Below are 16,240 nucleotides of genomic sequence, written 5' to 3'. Positions count from 1 at the left end.
TCCGGGGCCCACGGGGAGTCCGTGGGCCCCGGAGGCGAGGCCTGCCAGGGGTCGGTCAGCGGGGTGCCGCAGGGGGGCCGGGGCGCGGGGCGCGGCCCGTCGGCCCACGGCGCGTCCGTGGGCTCCGGTTCCCCGGCCCACGGGTCACGCACGCCTCACCTCCGCCAGCGACCACCAGGCCGCCAGGCCGAACACGACCGACATCAGGACCGTCGAGGGGCCGCCGATGTCCGCGTAGAAGAAGTCGACGAGCTGCCAGGCGAGCAGGCCCGTCGCGACCAGCGCGCAGTCCGCGCCGAGCCGCTGCCGCCGCAGCGCGCCGACGAGCAGCGCCACCCAGCTCCCGGCCAGGGCGAGGAGGCCCACCAGGCCCTGCTCGCTCAGCACCAGGAGGTACATGTTGTGCGGGGACAGCAGCGGCTGGCGCGCGAAGGCGGCGCCCGCGCCGGCCGTGTCGCTGCCGGAGGAGAGCGCCAGGGAGGCGTTCGAGTCGCGGTACCGGGGGAAGCCCTTGAGGCCGACGCCCGTGACCGGCTCCGCGCGCCACATCCGCCCGGCCGCCGCCCACATCGTGTACCGGTCCGTCACCGACTGGTCCGGCGCGGCCGTCACCTGCGTGATGCTGGCGACCCGCTCCTCCACCATCTCCGAACCGATCCCGAGGCCGCCGACCAGGACCACCCCGAGCGCGGCCGCCGCGAGCGCCACCCGCACCGCCCGCCGGACCCCCGCCAGCAGCAGCTGGACCGCGCAGGTGAGCACGGTCGCGATCCACGCGCCCCGGCTGAACGACAGCACCAGCGGGACGAGGAGGAGGCACGCGCAGACCGTCGCGACCGTGCGGACGCGGCCGGGGCCGCTGCCGAGCGCGATCCCGGTGACGACGACGAGTCCGTACGCCACGACCGTCGCCATGCCCATCACGTCGGTCGCCCCGAAGGTGCCGACGGCCCGGATGTCCTCGCCCTGGTACGAGGCGCCCGTGCCCGTCAGGTACTGGACGACGCCGACCGCGCCCTGGAGCAGAGCGAACGCGACCAGACCCCAGGCGATCACGGCGAAGTCCCGCCGGTCGCGGATCGTCAGGAGCACGGCCGCCGGGACGAGGACGAACACCTGCAGGTAACGGGCGACGCCCGGCAGGCTCGCCGCCGGGTCGTTCGAGGTGATCGCGGCCAGGCAGATCCCGAGCACCGGCAGGCCGAGGACGACGGCCGCCGCCCGGGTCAGCGGCCGTGCCCCGCCGCGCAGCACCCGCACCAGACAGATCAGGACGAGGAGCCCGGACGCCGCGTCCGCGACCGTACCCGTGCCCCCGGTGCCGCCCTGCGCGCCGCCGCCGCCCGGGACGAGCAGCAGTCCGATCACGGCGAGCACCGGGGACAGCGCCCCGATCCGGCGCCACCCGTCCCGTACGCCCGCGGCCTCCGGCGCGGCCGGGACCGCCGGCGCCGTCGTCACGGCCGTGGCCATCCTCAGCTCCCCGTGGGCCGGACGAGCCCGGCCGCCGTGCGCAGCAGGATGCAGACGTCCTGCCAGAGCGACCAGTGGTCGATGTAGTGGTTGTCGAAGCGGCAGCGGTCCTCGATCGAGGTGTCGCCGCGCAGCCCGTGGACCTGTGCCAGACCCGTGAGCCCCACGGGCATCCGGTGGCGGGCCGCGTACCCCGCGTGGATCTTGCTGAACTGGGCGACGAAGTAAGGGCGTTCGGGTCGCGGACCGACCAGGCTCATGTCGCCGCGCAGCACGTTCCACAGCTGCGGCAGCTCGTCCAGGGAGGTCTTCCGCAGGAAGCTCCCGGCCGCGCTCATCCGCCGGTCGCCCGCCACGTTCCAGCGGGTCGCCGACTCGGTGTCGTCGGAGGGCCGCAGCGTACGGAACTTGAGCAGCGTGAAGTGGCGCCCGTGCTGGCCCACCCGTTCCTGCCGGAAGAGCACCCCGGGACCGTCCGAGAGCCGCACCGCCAGCGCGCACAGCAGCAGCACCGGCAGCGCGAGCGCGAGCGCCGGGGCGGCGAGCACGATGTCGAGGACCCGCTTCGCGACCCGCCCGCGCCGCTCGCGCAGCGGGACGATCCGGTGCCAGGCGTACCCCCACATGTGCGCGCCCATCGGCCCGTCCTGGTGCCGGCCGCCGACCCGCCAGGTGGCGCAGCCGTACTGCTGGAAGAGCGACACGAGCCCCGGGTCGTCGTCGAGGAACACGGCGTCGCGCACGGTGTTCTGGATGACCGCCCGGTGGATCTCCTCGGTCGTGGTGAGCACCGGGAGCCCGGCCTCCCCGGTCGCCCGGGAAGCGCCGCCCTGCTCCGGCACGCCCACGATCCCCACCGGCCGCACCCCGTATTCGGGGTGCTGGACGGCCGCCGCCGCGAACCGGCGCGCGGCCACCGCCCCGCCGATGACGAGCGCCGACCGCGGACGCTCCCGCGCGATCCGGCGCCGCCGCCCGAGCAGCACGGCGCGGACCAGGCACACCAGGGCGACGTGCGTGCCGTAGGCGGCGCAGAGCCGCAGCGGTCCGATCGCCAGGGCGGGGGAGTACGCGGCGACCGCGGCCGCCGCCAGGCACCAGGCGAATCCGGCGCGGGAGCCCAGCGCGGGCAGCTCGTCGAGGGCCCGGGCGTGCGCGGCCGGCCGGTAGAGCCCCGCGTGTCCGTCGAGGACGAGGACGACCGCCACGACCGGCAGCACGAGCCGGACGTGGTGGTGCGCCGCGCTCAGCACCGACGCGGCGGCGAGGACGGCCAGGGCGTCGACGGCCACGAGCGCCGCCACGCCGGACCGCGGCCGTTCGCGCCGGCGGCGCGGCAGCGCGAGCCGGCCGGGCGTCCCGCGGCGCGGCGCGAGGGAGACGAGGCCGAAGGCCTGGCCCGCCGTGGGCCAGGGGCCCGGCGAGGAGGGAACGCTGGTACTTTCCGTGGTCACTGCGCAATCGGCTCTCTGTGCTCGGCCCCCCGCACTCCGGCCAGCTCGCGGTAGAGGTCCGCGACGGCCGCGCCGGTGCGCCGGACATCGAATCTGCTGAGTACGTGCTCGTGGGCCTCGCGGCCCAGGCGGTGCCGCAGCTCCGGCCGGCCGAGGAGGCGGCCCAGAGCGGCGGCGAGCGCGGCCGGGTCCTCGGGCGGGACCAGGCAGTGGGGCTCGTGGGCGGGCGGCAGGCTCTCGCGCGCGCCGTCCACGTCGCTGACGACGACCGGCCGGCCGGCGGCCATGGCCTCCAGGGGCGCGAGGGCCATGCCCTCCCAGCGGGACGGCAGGACGACCACGTCGGCGGCCCGGTACCAGGGCACCGGGTCCTCGACGGCCCCCGTGAACCGCACCGACGGACCGGCCGCCGCCCGCAGCGCCTCCGCGTCCGGGCCGTCGCCGACCAGGACGAGGCGGGCCGCGGGCGCCTCCGCGAGGACGGCGGGCCAGGCGGCGAGCAGGACGTCCTGCCCCTTCTGCCGGCAGAGCCGGCCCACGCAGACGACCGTGGGCGCCGCGCCCCGGGGCGGCCCGTCGGTGGCGAACCGGGCCGTGTCCACGCCGTTGTGGACGACCGACCAGTCCGCCGCGATCCCGGCCGCCTCGCCGGTACGGCGCTCGGCCTCGCTGACACAGAGGATCCGGTCCGCCCAGCGGGCGCCGAACCGCTCCCAGCGCCGGGCGACCGCGGCGGTCCTTCCCCCGACCGCCTCGAAGGACCAGGCGTGAGGCTGGTACACCGTCGGGATCCGTCCCCGGACGGCGAGCCGGGCGCACAGGCCGGCCTTGGCGCTGTGCGCGTGGACGAGCCCGGGCCGGACCGCACGGACCAGCCGGGCCAGCTCCCGCGTCTCGCGCAGGACGGCGGGCCCGGGATCGCGGCCCGCCCGCCAGTCGTGGGTCTCGGCGCCCTCGGCGCGGACGGCGGCGGAGAGCCCGGTGCCGGGCGGGCAGGCGACGGCGACCCGCAGGCCGGCGGCGCGCTGGGCGCGGACCAGGTCGACGACGACACGGGCGACCCCGCCGTCGCCGGGCTGGACCGCGTGCAGGACGGTGACGGACCCGAGGTCCGTGGGGAGTGGTGACAGCACGTCAGCGCCGGACGTCCGCCCGGAGGAGGACCGCGCCGAGCCGGACGGCGTCCTTCCGGCTGCCGACCCGGACGTGGACCCGGTCGCCCCCGGAACGCAGCGCCTGCCGCAGGTCGAACACGTCGGAGTCGCATCCGAGGGTGTTCGTACGATCCGGTCGGCGTACGGTACGACCGGCGCCGAATTCGGTGACGGTGGAGTTCAGCACGTCGTCCGCGGAATTGGCGGAATCGGAGAGACGGGTGCTCTTCGAACGGCTCGTCTCCACCGTCAGGTAATCCCCGGAAGTCCCGCGGTCACCGTCATGGGCGATCAGGACGCGGCCGTCGTCCTTCGGCGGCTTCTGCTCGCCCATCCGCAGGTTCCCGCCCCGATAGAGCCGGGCCCAGGTGACCCGCGCGCCCGCCGGCACCGCCGGCTCGGCGCGGCCGGAGTCGTACGTGTCGGGGTCGTCGTCCACGTCGACGTACCTGATCGAGGCGCCGTCGTCGACCGACTCGGTGCCCTTCGCGCCCTTCACCGACGTGGTGGCGGCGCGCACGGTTCCACCGTGCTGGACGGCCCGGTGGCGGGCGGTGAACGGAACGCGGGCCGCCTCCCGTGGCCGGGGCGAGGCTGCGGAGGCGCCGGGCAGCGCGGCGGTCGGGGCCGCACACGACAAGGCGCACAACACGCTGCGACGCACAGCAAGAACCGCTGAATTCCGCATACAGGTTCTCCGCTTTGATGAGAGAAGGGAGGGAAGACCCGAGCAGGCCGGGGCAGAGGAAGGTGTCGTCCGCACGAAATGAGTGAACGCGCGGCGGGCCCGGAAGCAACGTTCGGGAACGTTATAACCCCGATGCGGGGCGATAGTAAGCATTAGATGCCCGGAAACGCTAACTCCCGTATCCGGGTGCCGGTTTCCTCGTTGAGCGTGTTGTGCCATTCCGCGCCCAGTCCCTCCAATGGCCCTCTTATGGCCCAAAGATCGGTTGAACGTCACCCGTTCGGGAGAGCAACCGATGAAAAGCCGGGGCGTTGTTGAGGGAGCCGGGCCGAACAGTCCGCGCAGTCCGAGTTGGATGAAATCGACCGAGGAGCACCTCCCTATGTCCCGTATCGCCAAGGCCGTTGCCCTGACCGCCACCGCCGCCGCCACCGTCGCCGGTGCCGCCGGTGTCGCCGCCGCCGACTCCGGCGCCGAGGCCGCGGCCGTGAAGTCCCCCGGTGTCATCTCCGGCAACGTCGTCCAGGCCCCGATCCACGTGCCGGTCAACCTCTGCGGCAACACCGTCAACGTCATCGGCGCGCTGAACCCGGCCTTCGGCAACACCTGCATCAACGCCTGATCTGGCACGCCTGATCGGTCCTTCCGGAGCCGGTGCGCCCCCCGCCTGGGTGGGCGCGCCGGCTTTTTCCTTGCCGCCACTGGTCCGGTACTCGTTCGGACGCACCCTCGTGCGCCGTCCGGTGCAACGGCGTACGCCCCTCCGGGGGCAGGGCCCGGGGACGGATTCACCCGAACGGAGGCGTAGCGCTCCGTAGTTCAGCGGTTGCGGAGGGCTATACCCGCAGGCACCGTGAGAGAGCAGTTGTCCGACGCATAAGGAAAAGGAACACATATGCGTCCCCTGGCCACACGCCACCTCACCGCCCTGGCGATATCCGCCGCCCTCACCCTCGGCGCGGCGGGCCCCGCCCTCGCCGACGAACACCACCCGTCCTCCGCGGCCGACCGGGCCGGGCACGCGCCCCTCCCGGACCCCGCCGCCCTCCTGGCCCAGGCCGAAGCGCTCGGCGAGCTCGGCTCGGTGGCGGCCCCCGTGTCCGAACTCGTCACGGCCGCCCTCGAGGCCGACTCCGGCCGGCTGTCCGCGACCGAGGTCGAGGGCTTCAAGGCCGAGATCGCCACGGCGGTCGACGAGGCGAAGACCGCCGCCTCCCTCCCGGCCACCTCCGCCGCCTCCCTCCCGGCCGCCCCGACGGACGTCCTGTCCGACACCCTCGGGAGCGTCGAAAAGGCGGTCGCCGCCCTGCTCGCCACCGTCACCTCCGGTGTCGGCGGACTCGTGCCGCAGGTCACCTCCACGCTGTCCTCGGTGGTCGACCTGCTCCTCGGCACCGTGCTCGGCGGACTGCCCGCGCCGGGCGCCTCCACCGCGCCCGCGCTCCCGGTCACCGCGCCCGAGCTGCCCGCCAAGCCGCCGGCCGCCGTGCCCGAGCTGCCGGTCCAGCCCCCGCCGCCCGCCGGGTAGCGCCCCGCACCCCGTACCGGTCCGGCTCCCGTCGGGCCGGTACGGGCGTGTCCGATCGGCAAATAGCACCGGTCCGCATCGATCGGGTGCACTACCGAGAAATCCTTCCTCCCGGAGTTTCCGGCGCGCCCACTTCTCGTTACAGAAGCAGAACGATGTACGGGATCCGGTCAAGGGGCCTGTACGGAAAGCGACTTGAAAGCCCAAAGGAAGGATTCACCCCATGAAGCCCACCAAGGTCGCCGCCGTCGTCGCCGGTTCGCTGATGGCCCTGGGCGCCGCCGCGCCCGCCATGGCCACGGAAGCGCTGACCCCCACCAGCCTCAACGGTGGCCTCGAAGCGATCGCCGCCAACGGGCTCAAGAGCGACATGCTGAGCAGCACCACGGACGGTTCCCCGGTGCAGACCGTCACGAAGGCGGCGGAGCAGTTGAACACCGCCACCAAGGGCGCCTCGCTGCTCGGCGGCCTCCCCCTGGGTGGCTGACGCCGCCTCAGCGACACCTGCCCCACGGGCATTTACGGCGCGTCTCCGAGCCGCCGTTCCCCACGGTCGGCTGATCGAATGATTTTCTGATCAGCTGCCGTGTGGCCCCGGCTGTGCGCCGGGCGCCGACCCATACCCTCTGGCCGATCCCACGTGAACGTCGGTGCGGATCAGGCCGGTCGGAGCGAGGGGGGATCCTCGCCGGTCTCTCCCTTTCTCCAGAGGAAGAGCGGTATGCGGTCCATCATCAGCAGGAAAGTACTCACCGCGGCGGCAGCGACCGGCATCCTGTCGCTGAGCGGGGGCTTCGCCCTGGCCGCGAACTCCCACCCCGATACCGGCGACAGGCCCGGCTCCGGCACGTCCGGCCACGTCCGGGCCACCCTGCCGGCGGACGTCTGCGACACCATGCAGCTCGGCGGGATCGCCGGGGCGGCCGTCGGAGACCTCTGCGGCCACGCGGAGGACCCCGACGGCTACGGCGAGGAGCCGGGCGGCTACGGCGAGGGGCCGGGACCGGGACCGGGGCCGACGGGTCAGCCGACGGGTCAGCCGACCGGCCACCCCACGGGTCACCCGACCGGCCACCCCACGGGTCATCCGACGGGTCAGCCGACGAGCCACCCGACCGGTCATCCGACGGGGCACCCGACCGGCCACCCCACGGATCATCCGACGGGTCACCCGACGAGCCACCCGACCGGTCATCCGACGGGGCATCCCACGGGCCATCCGACCGGTCACCCGACCGGCTACCCCACCGGCCATCCGACGGATCACCCCACCGGCCATCCGACGGATCATCCGACGGGTCACCCGACCGGCCATCCGACGGGTCACCCCACCGGCCACCCCACCGGCCACCCGACGGGTCACCCGACCGGCCACCCCACGGGCCACCCCACCGACCACCCCACGGGTCACCCCACCGACCGCCCCACGGGCCACCCCACCGACCACCCCACCGACCACCCCACGGGTCACCCCACCGACCGCCCGACCGACCGTCCCACCTGTGAGCAGGGCCCGCATCACGATTGCGGGGAGCTGCCCGGGACCGGTATGGACCCCGCGCTCATGGGTGCCGCCGCGATCAGTGCCGCGCTGGTCATCGGCGGTGGCGTCGTCTACCTCCGTGGTGGACGGCTCGCCCGCCGGCACTGACCCCGACCGCCGTCACCGCGTCAACCAGGGCCCTCGCCTTCACCGGTGAGGGCCCCGCGCGTTGCTGCACACGGGTTAGTCCCGCGACGTTTCGGCAGAGGGGCTCGTTCTCCTCACATGACTCTGCGTTCTCACGCCGGCATGGGGCTCCTCATGACCGCGTTCGCCTCCGCCGCCCTGGCCACTCCCGCCGCCGCCGTCGAGGCTCCGGTGGTCGTTCCGCTCCAGGGCCTGGAGCCGGTCCTGCCGATGGACGCGCCGACCGTGGCGACCGGCGTTCCCGTCCCGATGCCCGGCGCGCCCACCGGTTTCCAGAAGGGGGTCGGCGCGCTTCCGGACGTCGCCCTGCCCAGCGTCCCGCTGGCCGGCACCCTGCCGGAGACCGTCGTCGACGCGCCGCTGCCCGAGCTCCTCAAGGGCAGCGAGCCCGGTCGCGCCCTGCTCAGCAGCCCGCACTCGGAGATGAAGGCGGCCACCCCGGGCGCCGTCGTCGGCAACCCGGTGGAGGCCCCGCGCGGCAATGGGCTCGCCGGACTGCCGGGCCTGACGAAGCCCCAGGTCGGACTCCTCGCCCCGGTGCTCAGCGGAGCCCTCGACCCGCAGCTGGGTCTGGCGCCGGACGCGGGCTGACACGCGCGCGTCACCGTTCATCAGTACGACCGTTGACCGGGCGGGTGAAGACACGATTCTTCCCCGCCACCCCAAGGGCCGTCGGTCGTTGCAAGAGAAGGCTTGTCGCATGGCCGCGGCCCGCGGACCGAAGGCGTTCCGTCGTATCCGGCGGCGGACGGCATTCGGCCCGCGGGCCATTTTCGATTTTCCTGCTTCCCTTTCGGCCCAATGCCCGTGACCCTCTCCGGTGACCGGCGTTGAACGGAAGTGACGGCCGTGATTCCTGCGGTCGCTTTCCAGCCCAAGGAGTTCTTGATGTCTCGCATCGCGAAGGCTGCCGCTGTCCTCGCCGGCACGGGTGCCGTTGCCCTCAGCGGAGCCGGCCTGGCCGTCGCCGACGCCGGCGCCGGGGCCGTCGCCGCCCACTCGCCCGGTGTCGCCTCCGGCAACGTCGTCCAGGTCCCGGTCCACGTGCCGGTCAACCTCTGCGGCAACACGGTCAACGTCATCGGTCTGCTGAACCCGGCGTTCGGCAACACCTGCATCAACGCCGACGGCCACGGCGGCCGTGGCAACGCCGACGGCGGCTACGGCGGCTGATCCCCCGCTCCACACGGATGTCCCCCCGGCCGCGAAGGCCGGGGGGACATCCGTGTGCGGGGCTCACGCGTACCGGTAGATCCGGCTGTGGTCGAACATCGACACCGGGGTCACGCCCCAGGGCGCCATCGGTTCGTGCCGGGCGACGACCTTGCGGTACTGCGCGTCACCCAGGGGCGGCGGCTCCGCCGGCAGGTACGCGGCACCGGGGTTCCGCTGCTGCCAGCGCGACCAGACCAGGTCGACGAAGGCGTGGTGCAGCCAGAAGACCGGGTCGTTCACGGAGCCGCCGCCGAGCATCAGGCCACCCACCCAGCGGTGCACCCGGTTGTGGATCCGGAACCGGTCGTTGCCCCGGCCGGACGCCCAGCCCTCCAGGGCGTTGCGGAAGCCGGTGGCGCTCGTCGAGTTCCAGGGCGCGGCGTCGTACACCCGTTCGCGCATCACCTCGTCGAGCTGGGCGGCGGTGGGGAGCGCGATCGGGTCCCGGGGGCGGCCGAAGTCCCTGGTCAGATAGCGGGTGTCGGTCATCGACTGGGTGATCGTCCACCGCCCGGCGGAGTGTGCGAACGGGCCCGTCATCACCTGGAGGTCGGCCCGGCGGCCGTTGCCGCCCATGAAGTCCTCGCGCCAGATCGAGGAGGCCGGGGAGTTGTCCCGGGTCCAGTCCCAGTACGGGACGGAGACCGTCGGGTCGATCCGGCGCAGGGCCGTCTCGAACTCCAGCAGGAACTTCCGGTGCCAGGGCAGGAAGCTCGGCGTCATGTGGGCGATCCGGCGCCGGCCCTCCCCGTCGGCCGTGTAGTGGTCGATGTGGGTGCGGACGAAGCGGTCGTACGCACCGGTGCGCTTGAGCTCCAGGACGGCGGCGACGAACTTGCGGCGCTCGGCGCCGGTCAGATCGCGCTGGTTCTTACGCGTGTACACCACGCGGGCTCCCTCCCGTCGGGTCGGTGGGGACGCCGTGGGCGCCCGCGAGGGGGGAGAGCCGGGCGGTGCCCAGTTCGTCCACGGCCGCGCGGGTGGCCGCCAGGGGCGTCGGGCAGGACTCGTAGTGGTCGATCGGGGTGACGTAGCCGCCGTCGGCGCAGCGCATCAGATGCAGCGGCCAGCCGTCGACGAGGACCGTCGGCTCGCCGCCGGGGCCGGAGAAGCCCAGGAGGCGACGGCCCCGGTACACCTCGTCGAAGGCGTGCGGATCGCGCGTTCCCCCCGGTTCCGGCCGGCTCGCGACACGGCCGAGCGCACCGCCGGTGAAGGCGGTGACGGCAAGGGCGAACAGGGACCGCAGTGCGACGCGGCGCGGGACGATCATCAGTGATCTCCTGGTGGTCGGCTTATGCCCTCAGGGGCACAACGATGAAACCCCGGGTTCGTTGCGGCGGAAATGCCAGCGGTGTGAATGTCGGCCGTTCGGGTGAAAGCGGCGCGGAGAAAGGGTGGTTGGAGCATTAGCATCCGGTTGCATGACCACTTCCCACGTCGTTTCCTCGGCACGCAGCGCCTCTCCGCTGGGAACTCTCACGGTGATTCCGTGGGCCAGCGAGCCCTCCGCCGATTCGGCGGGCACGCCGTTCCTGATGGCGTATTCGCTCGGTGACGGCCGGGACGGCCCGGAGGCCGGTCAGCAGGCGATGCGCGCGGCCCTGGAGTCGATGAACCTCTCGGTCGGCGACCGGCTCTTCGATCTGGAGAAGGACGCCGGGATCAACGCCACGCTGCTCGTCGAGGGCGGTTCCGCCGTGCTCACCCTGCCCTTCCTGAAGGTCCAGTGCCCGGTGCCGGAGGAGTGGGAGGCGGCCGCCCACGCCGAGGGCAAGGTCTACTTCCTCTGCTCGGTGCGCCCCTGGTCCGAGGGCGTGCCCGGACAGCCCGTCGACGAGGCGCGGCTGCGGGCCTTCGTCTCGGACGAGGAGATGCTCACCGACTGCGCCCACGTCCTGTTGCCGGTCCGCCGCATCCAGGGCTGAGCGGGAAGGAACCGCGTCATGGCGACGGTGAACGTACGGGGCGGGGTGCCGGGCCAGCGGCGGGACGGGGCCGCGCCGGAGACCACGGGGCCGGTCGGCGCGAGCCGGGCCCTGGCCTGGCTGCTGGTCGTCACCGGGGCGGCGGGCGTGCTCGCCGGCTGGGTGATCACGATCGACAAGTTCCTGCTCCTGGAGGACCCCGGCTTCCAGCCCGGGTGCAGCCTGAACCCGGTCGTGTCCTGCGGCAACATCATGAAGAGCGAGCAGGCGGCGGTGTTCGGCTTCCCGAACCCGATGCTCGGGCTCGTCACGTACGCCGTCGTCGTCGCCGTGGGTGCCGGGCTGCTCGCCGGGGCCCGCTACCGGGGCTGGTTCTGGCTCGGCCTCAACGCCGGGATGCTCTTCGGCGTGGGCTTCTGCACCTGGCTGATGTACCAGTCGCTGTACGAGATCAACTCGCTCTGTCTGTGGTGCTGCCTGGCCTGGACCGCCACCCTCACCATGTTCTGGTACGTCACCGCGCACAACGTCCGGGAGCGTCTGCTGCCCGCACCGGCGGGACTGCGGACCTTCCTCGGCGAGTTCGCCTTCGCCCTGCCCGTCCTGCACGTCGGGATCATCGGGATGCTGATCCTGACCCGCTGGTGGGACTTCTGGACGAGCTGACGTGAGCCGCCTCCCCGCCCGGTTCACCTGGCCGCGGGCAGCACTGACCGTGCTGCTCGCGGCCGTCGTCGTACTCCTCCTGCTGCCCGACCGGCTCGTGCCGGGCGGCCGGCACGCCGGGACCGCGCCCGGGCAACAGCCGCTGCCGGACGTCCCGTCGGGGTTCTTCACCGGCTCCGACGAGGCCGGGGTGCGGCGGATCGCGCAGGTGCAGGCCTGGCTCGGCGGCGACTCCCTGACCGTCGGCCACACCTATCTGCCGGGCGACCGCTGGTCCAACATCGAGGGGCATCCGGCGCTCTTCGGGCCCTGGGCGCGCTGGAGGGCGGAGCGGCCGGGGCGGCTCTTCGTGCTGAACGTGCCGATGCTCGACCGCAACGAGGCCGGCCTTCCGGACGCCGAGGTGCGGGCCGGGCTGCGGCGGGGCGCGGACGGGGCGTACGACGGGCACTTCCGGACCCTGGGGGAGCGGCTCGTGGAGCACGGGCTCGGCGACGCGGTCCTGGTGCTCGGCTGGGAGATGAACGGCACCACGTACGGCCATCGCTGCGGGCCGGACCCGACGGCCTGGAAGGCGTACTGGCGGAGGGCGGTGGGGGTGTTGCGGGGCGTGCCGGGGCAGCGGTTCCGCTTCGACTTCACGCCGAGCCGGGGGCTCGACGCGATCCCCTGGCCGCACTGCTACCCGGGCGACGACGTGGTGGACATCATCGGGATGGACGCCTACGACCAGCCCGCCGGGCTCTCCTTCGAGGAACAGGTGGACGAGGAGTACGGGCTCGCGCACCACGTGCGCTTCGCCGCGGCGCACGGCAAGCCCGTCTCGTACCCGGAGTGGGGGCTCTTCAGGAACGGGGACAACCCGGCCTACGTGCGGGGGATGCTGGACTGGTTCGCGGAGCACCGGCCCGTCTACCAGACCGTCACCGACTACTGCCCGCACGGAGTGTGGGAGTGCGCCGACAACCCGGAGTCGGCGCGGATCGTCAGGGCCGCGCTGGGAGCGCCGGGCCGCCCCTGAGGGCGTCGACCGCGCGGTCGAGGAGGTCGACGAGGTCGTCGGCCCCGTCGTGCTCGGCCCAGTAGACGGCGGCCTCGCGCAGGGCGCCGAGGGCCGCCGCCGTGAAGACCCGCACCTCCAGGTCGTCCGCGTCCCGGCCGGTGCGGTCGGCGATCGCGCCGGCGAGGCGACGGCCGGTGACCGCGGTCGTCTCGGTGAGCCGGGCGCGGACGGCGGGGATCTCCGCCATGAGGCGGGCGCGCAGCCGGGTCTCCTCGGGCTCCTCGGCGAGGGCGGCGCGGACGGCTTCGAGGACGACCGCCCGGAGCGAGGCGAGGGGTTCCTCGCCGGCGGGGCGGGCGCGCAGCCGGGCCTCGAGCTCCTCGTCGTTCTCGGCGGTGAGGAGGATGTCCTCCCGGACCGGGAAGTAGCGCACGACGGTGGAGGGGGAGACCTCGGCGGCCTCGGCGATGCGCTCGGTGGTGGCGGCGTCCCAGCCCTGCTCGGCGGCGAGCCGGTAGGTGGCCTTCCGGATCGCCGCGCGGGTCTTCGCCTTCTTCCGTTCGCGCAGGCTCATGGCCCTCATTGTCCCAGGCCGGGCGGGCCGGCCGGGCGGGCCGGTCAGGCGTGCTGGTACGCCACCAGCGAGATGCCGACGTAGTGGACGATGAAGGCCGCCAGGGTCAGCAAGTGGAAGACCTCGTGGAAGCCGAACCAGCGCGGCGAGGGGTTCGGCCGCTTGATGCCGTAGATGACGCCGCCCGCGCTGTAGAGCAGTCCGCCGACGACGACGAGGACGAGGACGGCGACGCCGCCCGCGCGCATGAAGTCGGGCAGGAAGAAGACGGCGGCCCAGCCCATCGCGATGTAGCAGGGCGTGTACAGCCAGCGAGGGGCGCCGACCCAGAAGACGCGGAAGGCGATGCCGGCGGCGGCCGCGCCCCAGACCGCCCACATGAGCGGCTTCGCCGTGGAGTCGGGGAGCAGCAGCAGGGTGAGCGGGGTGTAAGTGCCCGCGATGATCAGGAAGATGTTGGCGTGGTCGAGGCGCCGGAGCACGGCCTCGCCGCGCGGACCCCAGTCGCCGCGGTGGTACAGCGCGCTGATGCCGAAGAGCAGGCAGGCGGTGAGGACGTAGATCCCGCAGGCGACGCGGGCGCGGGGCGAGTCGGAGAGCGCGACGAGGACGAGGCCCGCGACGACCACCGCGGGGAACATGCCCGCGTGCAGCCATCCCCTGAGCCGGGGCTTCGTCGGGAGCGGCAGGGCGCGCTCGGTCGGGGGCACTTCCGGCGTGGCTGCAGTCATGGGAACGAATCCTAGCTACGCCCCCGTAGGTACCGGACATGAGTGGCGATGCTCACATGTGCACCCCCCTGGACATATGGGCGTATCCATCGGATGATCAAATGAGTGCGGTCGGCACCGGATGAGCAGCTACGAAGCATCCGGGTCGCGGCCCCCACGGGGCATACATCTAAAAAACCCCTCTTCAAGGAGCAATCGTGGCGCGCGACAACGCGGCTCCCACCGACGTCCCGACCCAGCACCAGGAGCTCGTCTCCTGGGTGAACGAGATCGCCGAGATCACCCAGCCGGACAACATCGTCTGGTGCGACGGATCCGAGGCCGAGTACGAGCGCCTGTGCGAGGAGCTCGTCGCCAAGGGGACCTTCAAGAAGCTCGACCCGGTCAAGCGCCCGAACTCGTACTACGCCGCCTCCGACCCGTCCGACGTCGCGCGCGTCGAGGACCGGACCTTCATCTGCTCCGAGAAGGAGGAGGACGCGGGCCCGACCAACCACTGGAAGGCCCCCGCGGAGATGAAGGAGATCTTCGCCGGCGAGAAGGGCATCTTCCGCGGCTCCATGCGCGGCCGCACCATGTACGTCGTGCCCTTCTGCATGGGCCCCGTCGGCTCCCCGCTCTCCGCCATCGGCGTCGAGATCACCGACTCCGCGTACGTCGCCGTCTCCATGCGCACCATGACCCGCATGGGACAGGCCGTCCTCGACGAGCTCGGCACCGACGGCTTCTTCGTCAAGGCCGTCCACACCCTCGGCGCCCCCCTGGAGGAGGGCCAGGAGGACGTGCCGTGGCCGTGCAACTCCACCAAGTACATCTCGCACTTCCCCGAGACCCGCGAGATCTGGTCCTACGGCTCCGGCTACGGCGGCAACGCCCTGCTCGGCAAGAAGTGCTACGCCCTGCGCATCGCGTCCGTCATGGCGCGCGACGAGGGCTGGCTGGCCGAGCACATGCTCATCCTCAAGCTGACGCCGCCGCAGGGCGAGGCCAAGTACGTCGCCGCCGCCTTCCCGTCCGCCTGCGGCAAGACCAACCTCGCCATGCTGGAGCCCACGGTCCCCGGCTGGACGGTCGAGACCATCGGCGACGACATCGCCTGGATGCGCTTCGGCGAGGACGGCCGCCTCTACGCGATCAACCCCGAGGCCGGCTTCTTCGGCGTCGCGCCCGGCACCGGCGAGCACACCAACGCCAACGCCATGAAGACCCTGTGGGGCAACTCCGTCTTCACGAACGTCGCGCTCACCGACGACGGCGACGTGTGGTGGGAGGGCATGACCGAGGAGGCGCCCGCGCACCTCGTCGACTGGAAGGGCAACGACTGGACGCCGGAGTCCGAGACCCCGGCCGCCCACCCGAACGCCCGCTTCACCGTCCCGGCCGGCCAGTGCCCGACGATCGCCCCCGAGTGGGAGGACCCCAAGGGCGTCCCGATCTCCGCGATCCTCTTCGGCGGCCGCCGCGCCTCCGCCGTCCCGCTGGTCACCGAGTCCTTCGACTGGAACCACGGCGTCTTCCTCGGCGCGAACGTCGCCTCCGAGAAGACCGCCGCCGCCGAGGGCAAGGTCGGCGAGCTGCGCCGCGACCCCTTCGCCATGCTGCCCTTCTGCGGCTACAACATGGGCGACTACATGGCCCACTGGGTCAAGGTGGGCAAGGACGCCGACGCGTCGAAGCTGCCGAAGATCTACTACGTGAACTGGTTCCGCAAGAACGACGCCGGCAAGTTCGTCTGGCCCGGCTTCGGCGAGAACAGCCGCGTCCTGAAGTGGATCGTCGAGCGCCTCGACGGCAGGGCCGAGGGCGTCGAGACCCCGATCGGCATCCTGCCGACCGCCGAGTCCCTCGACACCGAGGGCCTGGACCTGCCGGCCGAGGACCTGGAGTTCCTCCTCAAGGTCGACCGCGACGTGTGGCGCGAAGAGGCCGCCCTCGTCCCCGACCACCTGAACACCTTCGGCGACCACACGCCGAAGGAACTGTGGGACGAGTACCACGCCCTCGTGGAGCGCCTCGGCTAGTCCCTCCCGAACTCGTGGTGGGCTGCCCCGAAACACCGCCCTGACCAGTGGGGTCACGACGGTCCATCACGACGCAACCGGCCCCCGGAGCCCCCTCAGGCTCCGGGGGCCGGCG

Annotated in this window: 18 protein-coding genes; 10 read left to right on the top strand and 8 right to left on the bottom strand. The window is 73.0% G+C overall.

Translation table 11 applies throughout. The features are described 5' to 3' along the window. Positions 1–144: 144 nt before the first annotated feature. Genes IE180_RS02515 through IE180_RS02500 form a run of 4 tightly spaced genes read right to left on the bottom strand, consistent with a single transcriptional unit; the run spans position 145 to position 4,601 of the window. Positions 145–1,473: an O-antigen ligase family protein gene (locus IE180_RS02515; protein WP_190155053.1), complete on the bottom strand. Its 1,329-nt coding sequence runs from the start codon at positions 1,471–1,473 to the stop codon at positions 145–147. Positions 1,474–1,475: 2 nt separating this feature from the next. Then, positions 1,476–2,927 (bottom strand): sugar transferase, encoded by a 1,452-nt coding sequence (locus IE180_RS02510; RefSeq protein WP_190155052.1) that lies wholly within the window; start codon positions 2,925–2,927, stop codon positions 1,476–1,478. Next, positions 2,924–4,060, bottom strand: a complete 1,137-nt coding sequence (locus tag IE180_RS02505) for a glycosyltransferase (RefSeq protein WP_190155051.1) — start codon at positions 4,058–4,060, stop codon at positions 2,924–2,926. The genes IE180_RS02510 and IE180_RS02505 overlap by 4 nt, the downstream gene beginning before the upstream one ends. A 1-nt stretch (position 4,061) precedes the next feature. Next, a complete protein-coding gene (locus IE180_RS02500) occupies positions 4,062–4,601 on the bottom strand; it encodes a hypothetical protein (protein WP_229860250.1) in 540 nt (179 codons plus the stop codon). Positions 4,602–5,151: 550 nt separating this feature from the next. On the opposite strand from IE180_RS02500, the gene IE180_RS02495 reads away from it, so the two are divergent. The 6 genes from IE180_RS02495 (at position 5,152) to IE180_RS02470 (ending at position 9,160) form a co-directional block, all read left to right on the top strand. Continuing rightward, entirely contained in the window at positions 5,152–5,391 is a 240-nt protein-coding gene (locus IE180_RS02495) for a chaplin (RefSeq protein WP_190155049.1), read from the top strand. Positions 5,392–5,664: 273 nt separating this feature from the next. After that, a complete protein-coding gene (locus IE180_RS02490; protein ID WP_190155048.1) occupies positions 5,665–6,297 on the top strand; it encodes a hypothetical protein in 633 nt (210 codons plus the stop codon). A 223-nt stretch (positions 6,298–6,520) separates the two neighbouring features. Beyond that, a complete protein-coding gene (locus IE180_RS02485; protein WP_190155047.1) occupies positions 6,521–6,784 on the top strand; it encodes a hypothetical protein in 264 nt (87 codons plus the stop codon). Positions 6,785–7,018: 234 nt separating this feature from the next. Then, positions 7,019–7,948 (top strand): hypothetical protein, encoded by a 930-nt coding sequence (locus IE180_RS02480; RefSeq protein WP_190155046.1) that lies wholly within the window; start codon positions 7,019–7,021, stop codon positions 7,946–7,948. Positions 7,949–8,065: 117 nt separating this feature from the next. After that, positions 8,066–8,578: a hypothetical protein gene (locus IE180_RS02475; protein ID WP_190155045.1), complete on the top strand. Its 513-nt coding sequence runs from the start codon at positions 8,066–8,068 to the stop codon at positions 8,576–8,578. A 297-nt stretch (positions 8,579–8,875) separates the two neighbouring features. Beyond that, entirely contained in the window at positions 8,876–9,160 is a 285-nt protein-coding gene (locus IE180_RS02470) for a chaplin (RefSeq protein ID WP_190155044.1), read from the top strand. Between the two features lie 63 nt (positions 9,161–9,223). Here the strand turns inward: IE180_RS02470 and IE180_RS02465 are convergent, their stop codons facing one another. Then, positions 9,224–10,090, bottom strand: a complete 867-nt coding sequence (locus IE180_RS02465) for a tyrosinase family protein (RefSeq protein ID WP_190155043.1) — start codon at positions 10,088–10,090, stop codon at positions 9,224–9,226. Then, positions 10,074–10,475 carry a tyrosinase family oxidase copper chaperone gene (locus IE180_RS02460; protein WP_190155042.1) on the bottom strand — a complete coding sequence of 134 codons (402 nt, stop codon included), beginning with the start codon at positions 10,473–10,475 and terminating at the stop codon, positions 10,074–10,076. Before IE180_RS02460 ends, IE180_RS02465 begins: the two co-directional genes overlap by 17 nt. Positions 10,476–10,626: 151 nt before the next feature. On the opposite strand from IE180_RS02460, the gene IE180_RS02455 reads away from it, so the two are divergent. Genes IE180_RS02455 through IE180_RS02445 form a run of 3 tightly spaced genes read left to right on the top strand, consistent with a single transcriptional unit; the run spans position 10,627 to position 12,817 of the window. Further along, positions 10,627–11,130: a DUF5949 family protein gene (locus IE180_RS02455; protein WP_229860249.1), complete on the top strand. Its 504-nt coding sequence runs from the start codon at positions 10,627–10,629 to the stop codon at positions 11,128–11,130. Positions 11,131–11,148: 18 nt separating this feature from the next. After that, positions 11,149–11,796, top strand: a complete 648-nt coding sequence (locus IE180_RS02450) for a vitamin K epoxide reductase family protein (protein ID WP_190155041.1) — start codon at positions 11,149–11,151, stop codon at positions 11,794–11,796. Between the two features lies 1 nt (position 11,797). Next, complete coding sequence (locus tag IE180_RS02445) at positions 11,798–12,817, top strand: glycoside hydrolase family 26 protein (protein ID WP_190155040.1); 1,020 nt, start codon at positions 11,798–11,800, stop codon at positions 12,815–12,817. Here the strand turns inward: IE180_RS02445 and IE180_RS02440 are convergent. Further along, positions 12,783–13,373: an acyl-CoA-like ligand-binding transcription factor gene (locus IE180_RS02440; RefSeq protein ID WP_229860248.1), complete on the bottom strand. Its 591-nt coding sequence runs from the start codon at positions 13,371–13,373 to the stop codon at positions 12,783–12,785. The two genes, IE180_RS02445 and IE180_RS02440, sit on opposite strands and share 35 nt — an antisense overlap. Positions 13,374–13,417: 44 nt before the next feature. Next, on the bottom strand, positions 13,418–14,104 hold the full coding sequence (gene trhA, locus IE180_RS02435) for a PAQR family membrane homeostasis protein TrhA (protein WP_190155038.1): 687 nt from the start codon (positions 14,102–14,104) through the stop codon (positions 13,418–13,420). Positions 14,105–14,301: 197 nt separating this feature from the next. Here trhA and IE180_RS02430 point away from each other — a divergent pair, with 197 nt between their 5' ends. Further along, positions 14,302–16,125, top strand: a complete 1,824-nt coding sequence (locus IE180_RS02430) for a phosphoenolpyruvate carboxykinase (GTP) (RefSeq protein ID WP_190155037.1) — start codon at positions 14,302–14,304, stop codon at positions 16,123–16,125. Positions 16,126–16,240 lie beyond the last annotated feature (115 nt).

This window comes from Streptomyces litmocidini (genome assembly GCF_014649755.1).
In the GTDB taxonomy this organism is placed as follows: Bacteria; Actinomycetota; Actinomycetes; order Streptomycetales; family Streptomycetaceae; genus Streptomyces; species Streptomyces litmocidini.
This window is presented reverse-complemented; position numbering and strand designations above follow the sequence as displayed.

What these genes read in the sequence shown, in the direction of transcription:
- IE180_RS02515 (WP_190155053.1), bottom strand. Translation starts at nt 1,473, where the DNA reads ATGGCCACGGCCGTGACGACGGCGCCGGCGGTCCCGGCCGCGCCGGAG.
- IE180_RS02495 (WP_190155049.1), top strand. Translation starts at nt 5,152, where the DNA reads ATGTCCCGTATCGCCAAGGCCGTTGCCCTGACCGCCACCGCCGCCGCC.
- IE180_RS02490 (WP_190155048.1), top strand. Translation starts at nt 5,665, where the DNA reads ATGCGTCCCCTGGCCACACGCCACCTCACCGCCCTGGCGATATCCGCC.
- IE180_RS02485 (WP_190155047.1), top strand. Translation starts at nt 6,521, where the DNA reads ATGAAGCCCACCAAGGTCGCCGCCGTCGTCGCCGGTTCGCTGATGGCC.
- IE180_RS02480 (WP_190155046.1), top strand. Translation starts at nt 7,019, where the DNA reads ATGCGGTCCATCATCAGCAGGAAAGTACTCACCGCGGCGGCAGCGACC.
- IE180_RS02475 (WP_190155045.1), top strand. Translation starts at nt 8,066, where the DNA reads ATGACTCTGCGTTCTCACGCCGGCATGGGGCTCCTCATGACCGCGTTC.
- IE180_RS02470 (WP_190155044.1), top strand. Translation starts at nt 8,876, where the DNA reads ATGTCTCGCATCGCGAAGGCTGCCGCTGTCCTCGCCGGCACGGGTGCC.
- IE180_RS02460 (WP_190155042.1), bottom strand. Translation starts at nt 10,475, where the DNA reads ATGATCGTCCCGCGCCGCGTCGCACTGCGGTCCCTGTTCGCCCTTGCC.
- IE180_RS02455 (WP_229860249.1), top strand. Translation starts at nt 10,627, where the DNA reads ATGACCACTTCCCACGTCGTTTCCTCGGCACGCAGCGCCTCTCCGCTG.
- IE180_RS02450 (WP_190155041.1), top strand. Translation starts at nt 11,149, where the DNA reads ATGGCGACGGTGAACGTACGGGGCGGGGTGCCGGGCCAGCGGCGGGAC.
- IE180_RS02440 (WP_229860248.1), bottom strand. Translation starts at nt 13,373, where the DNA reads ATGAGCCTGCGCGAACGGAAGAAGGCGAAGACCCGCGCGGCGATCCGG.
- trhA (WP_190155038.1), bottom strand. Translation starts at nt 14,104, where the DNA reads ATGACTGCAGCCACGCCGGAAGTGCCCCCGACCGAGCGCGCCCTGCCG.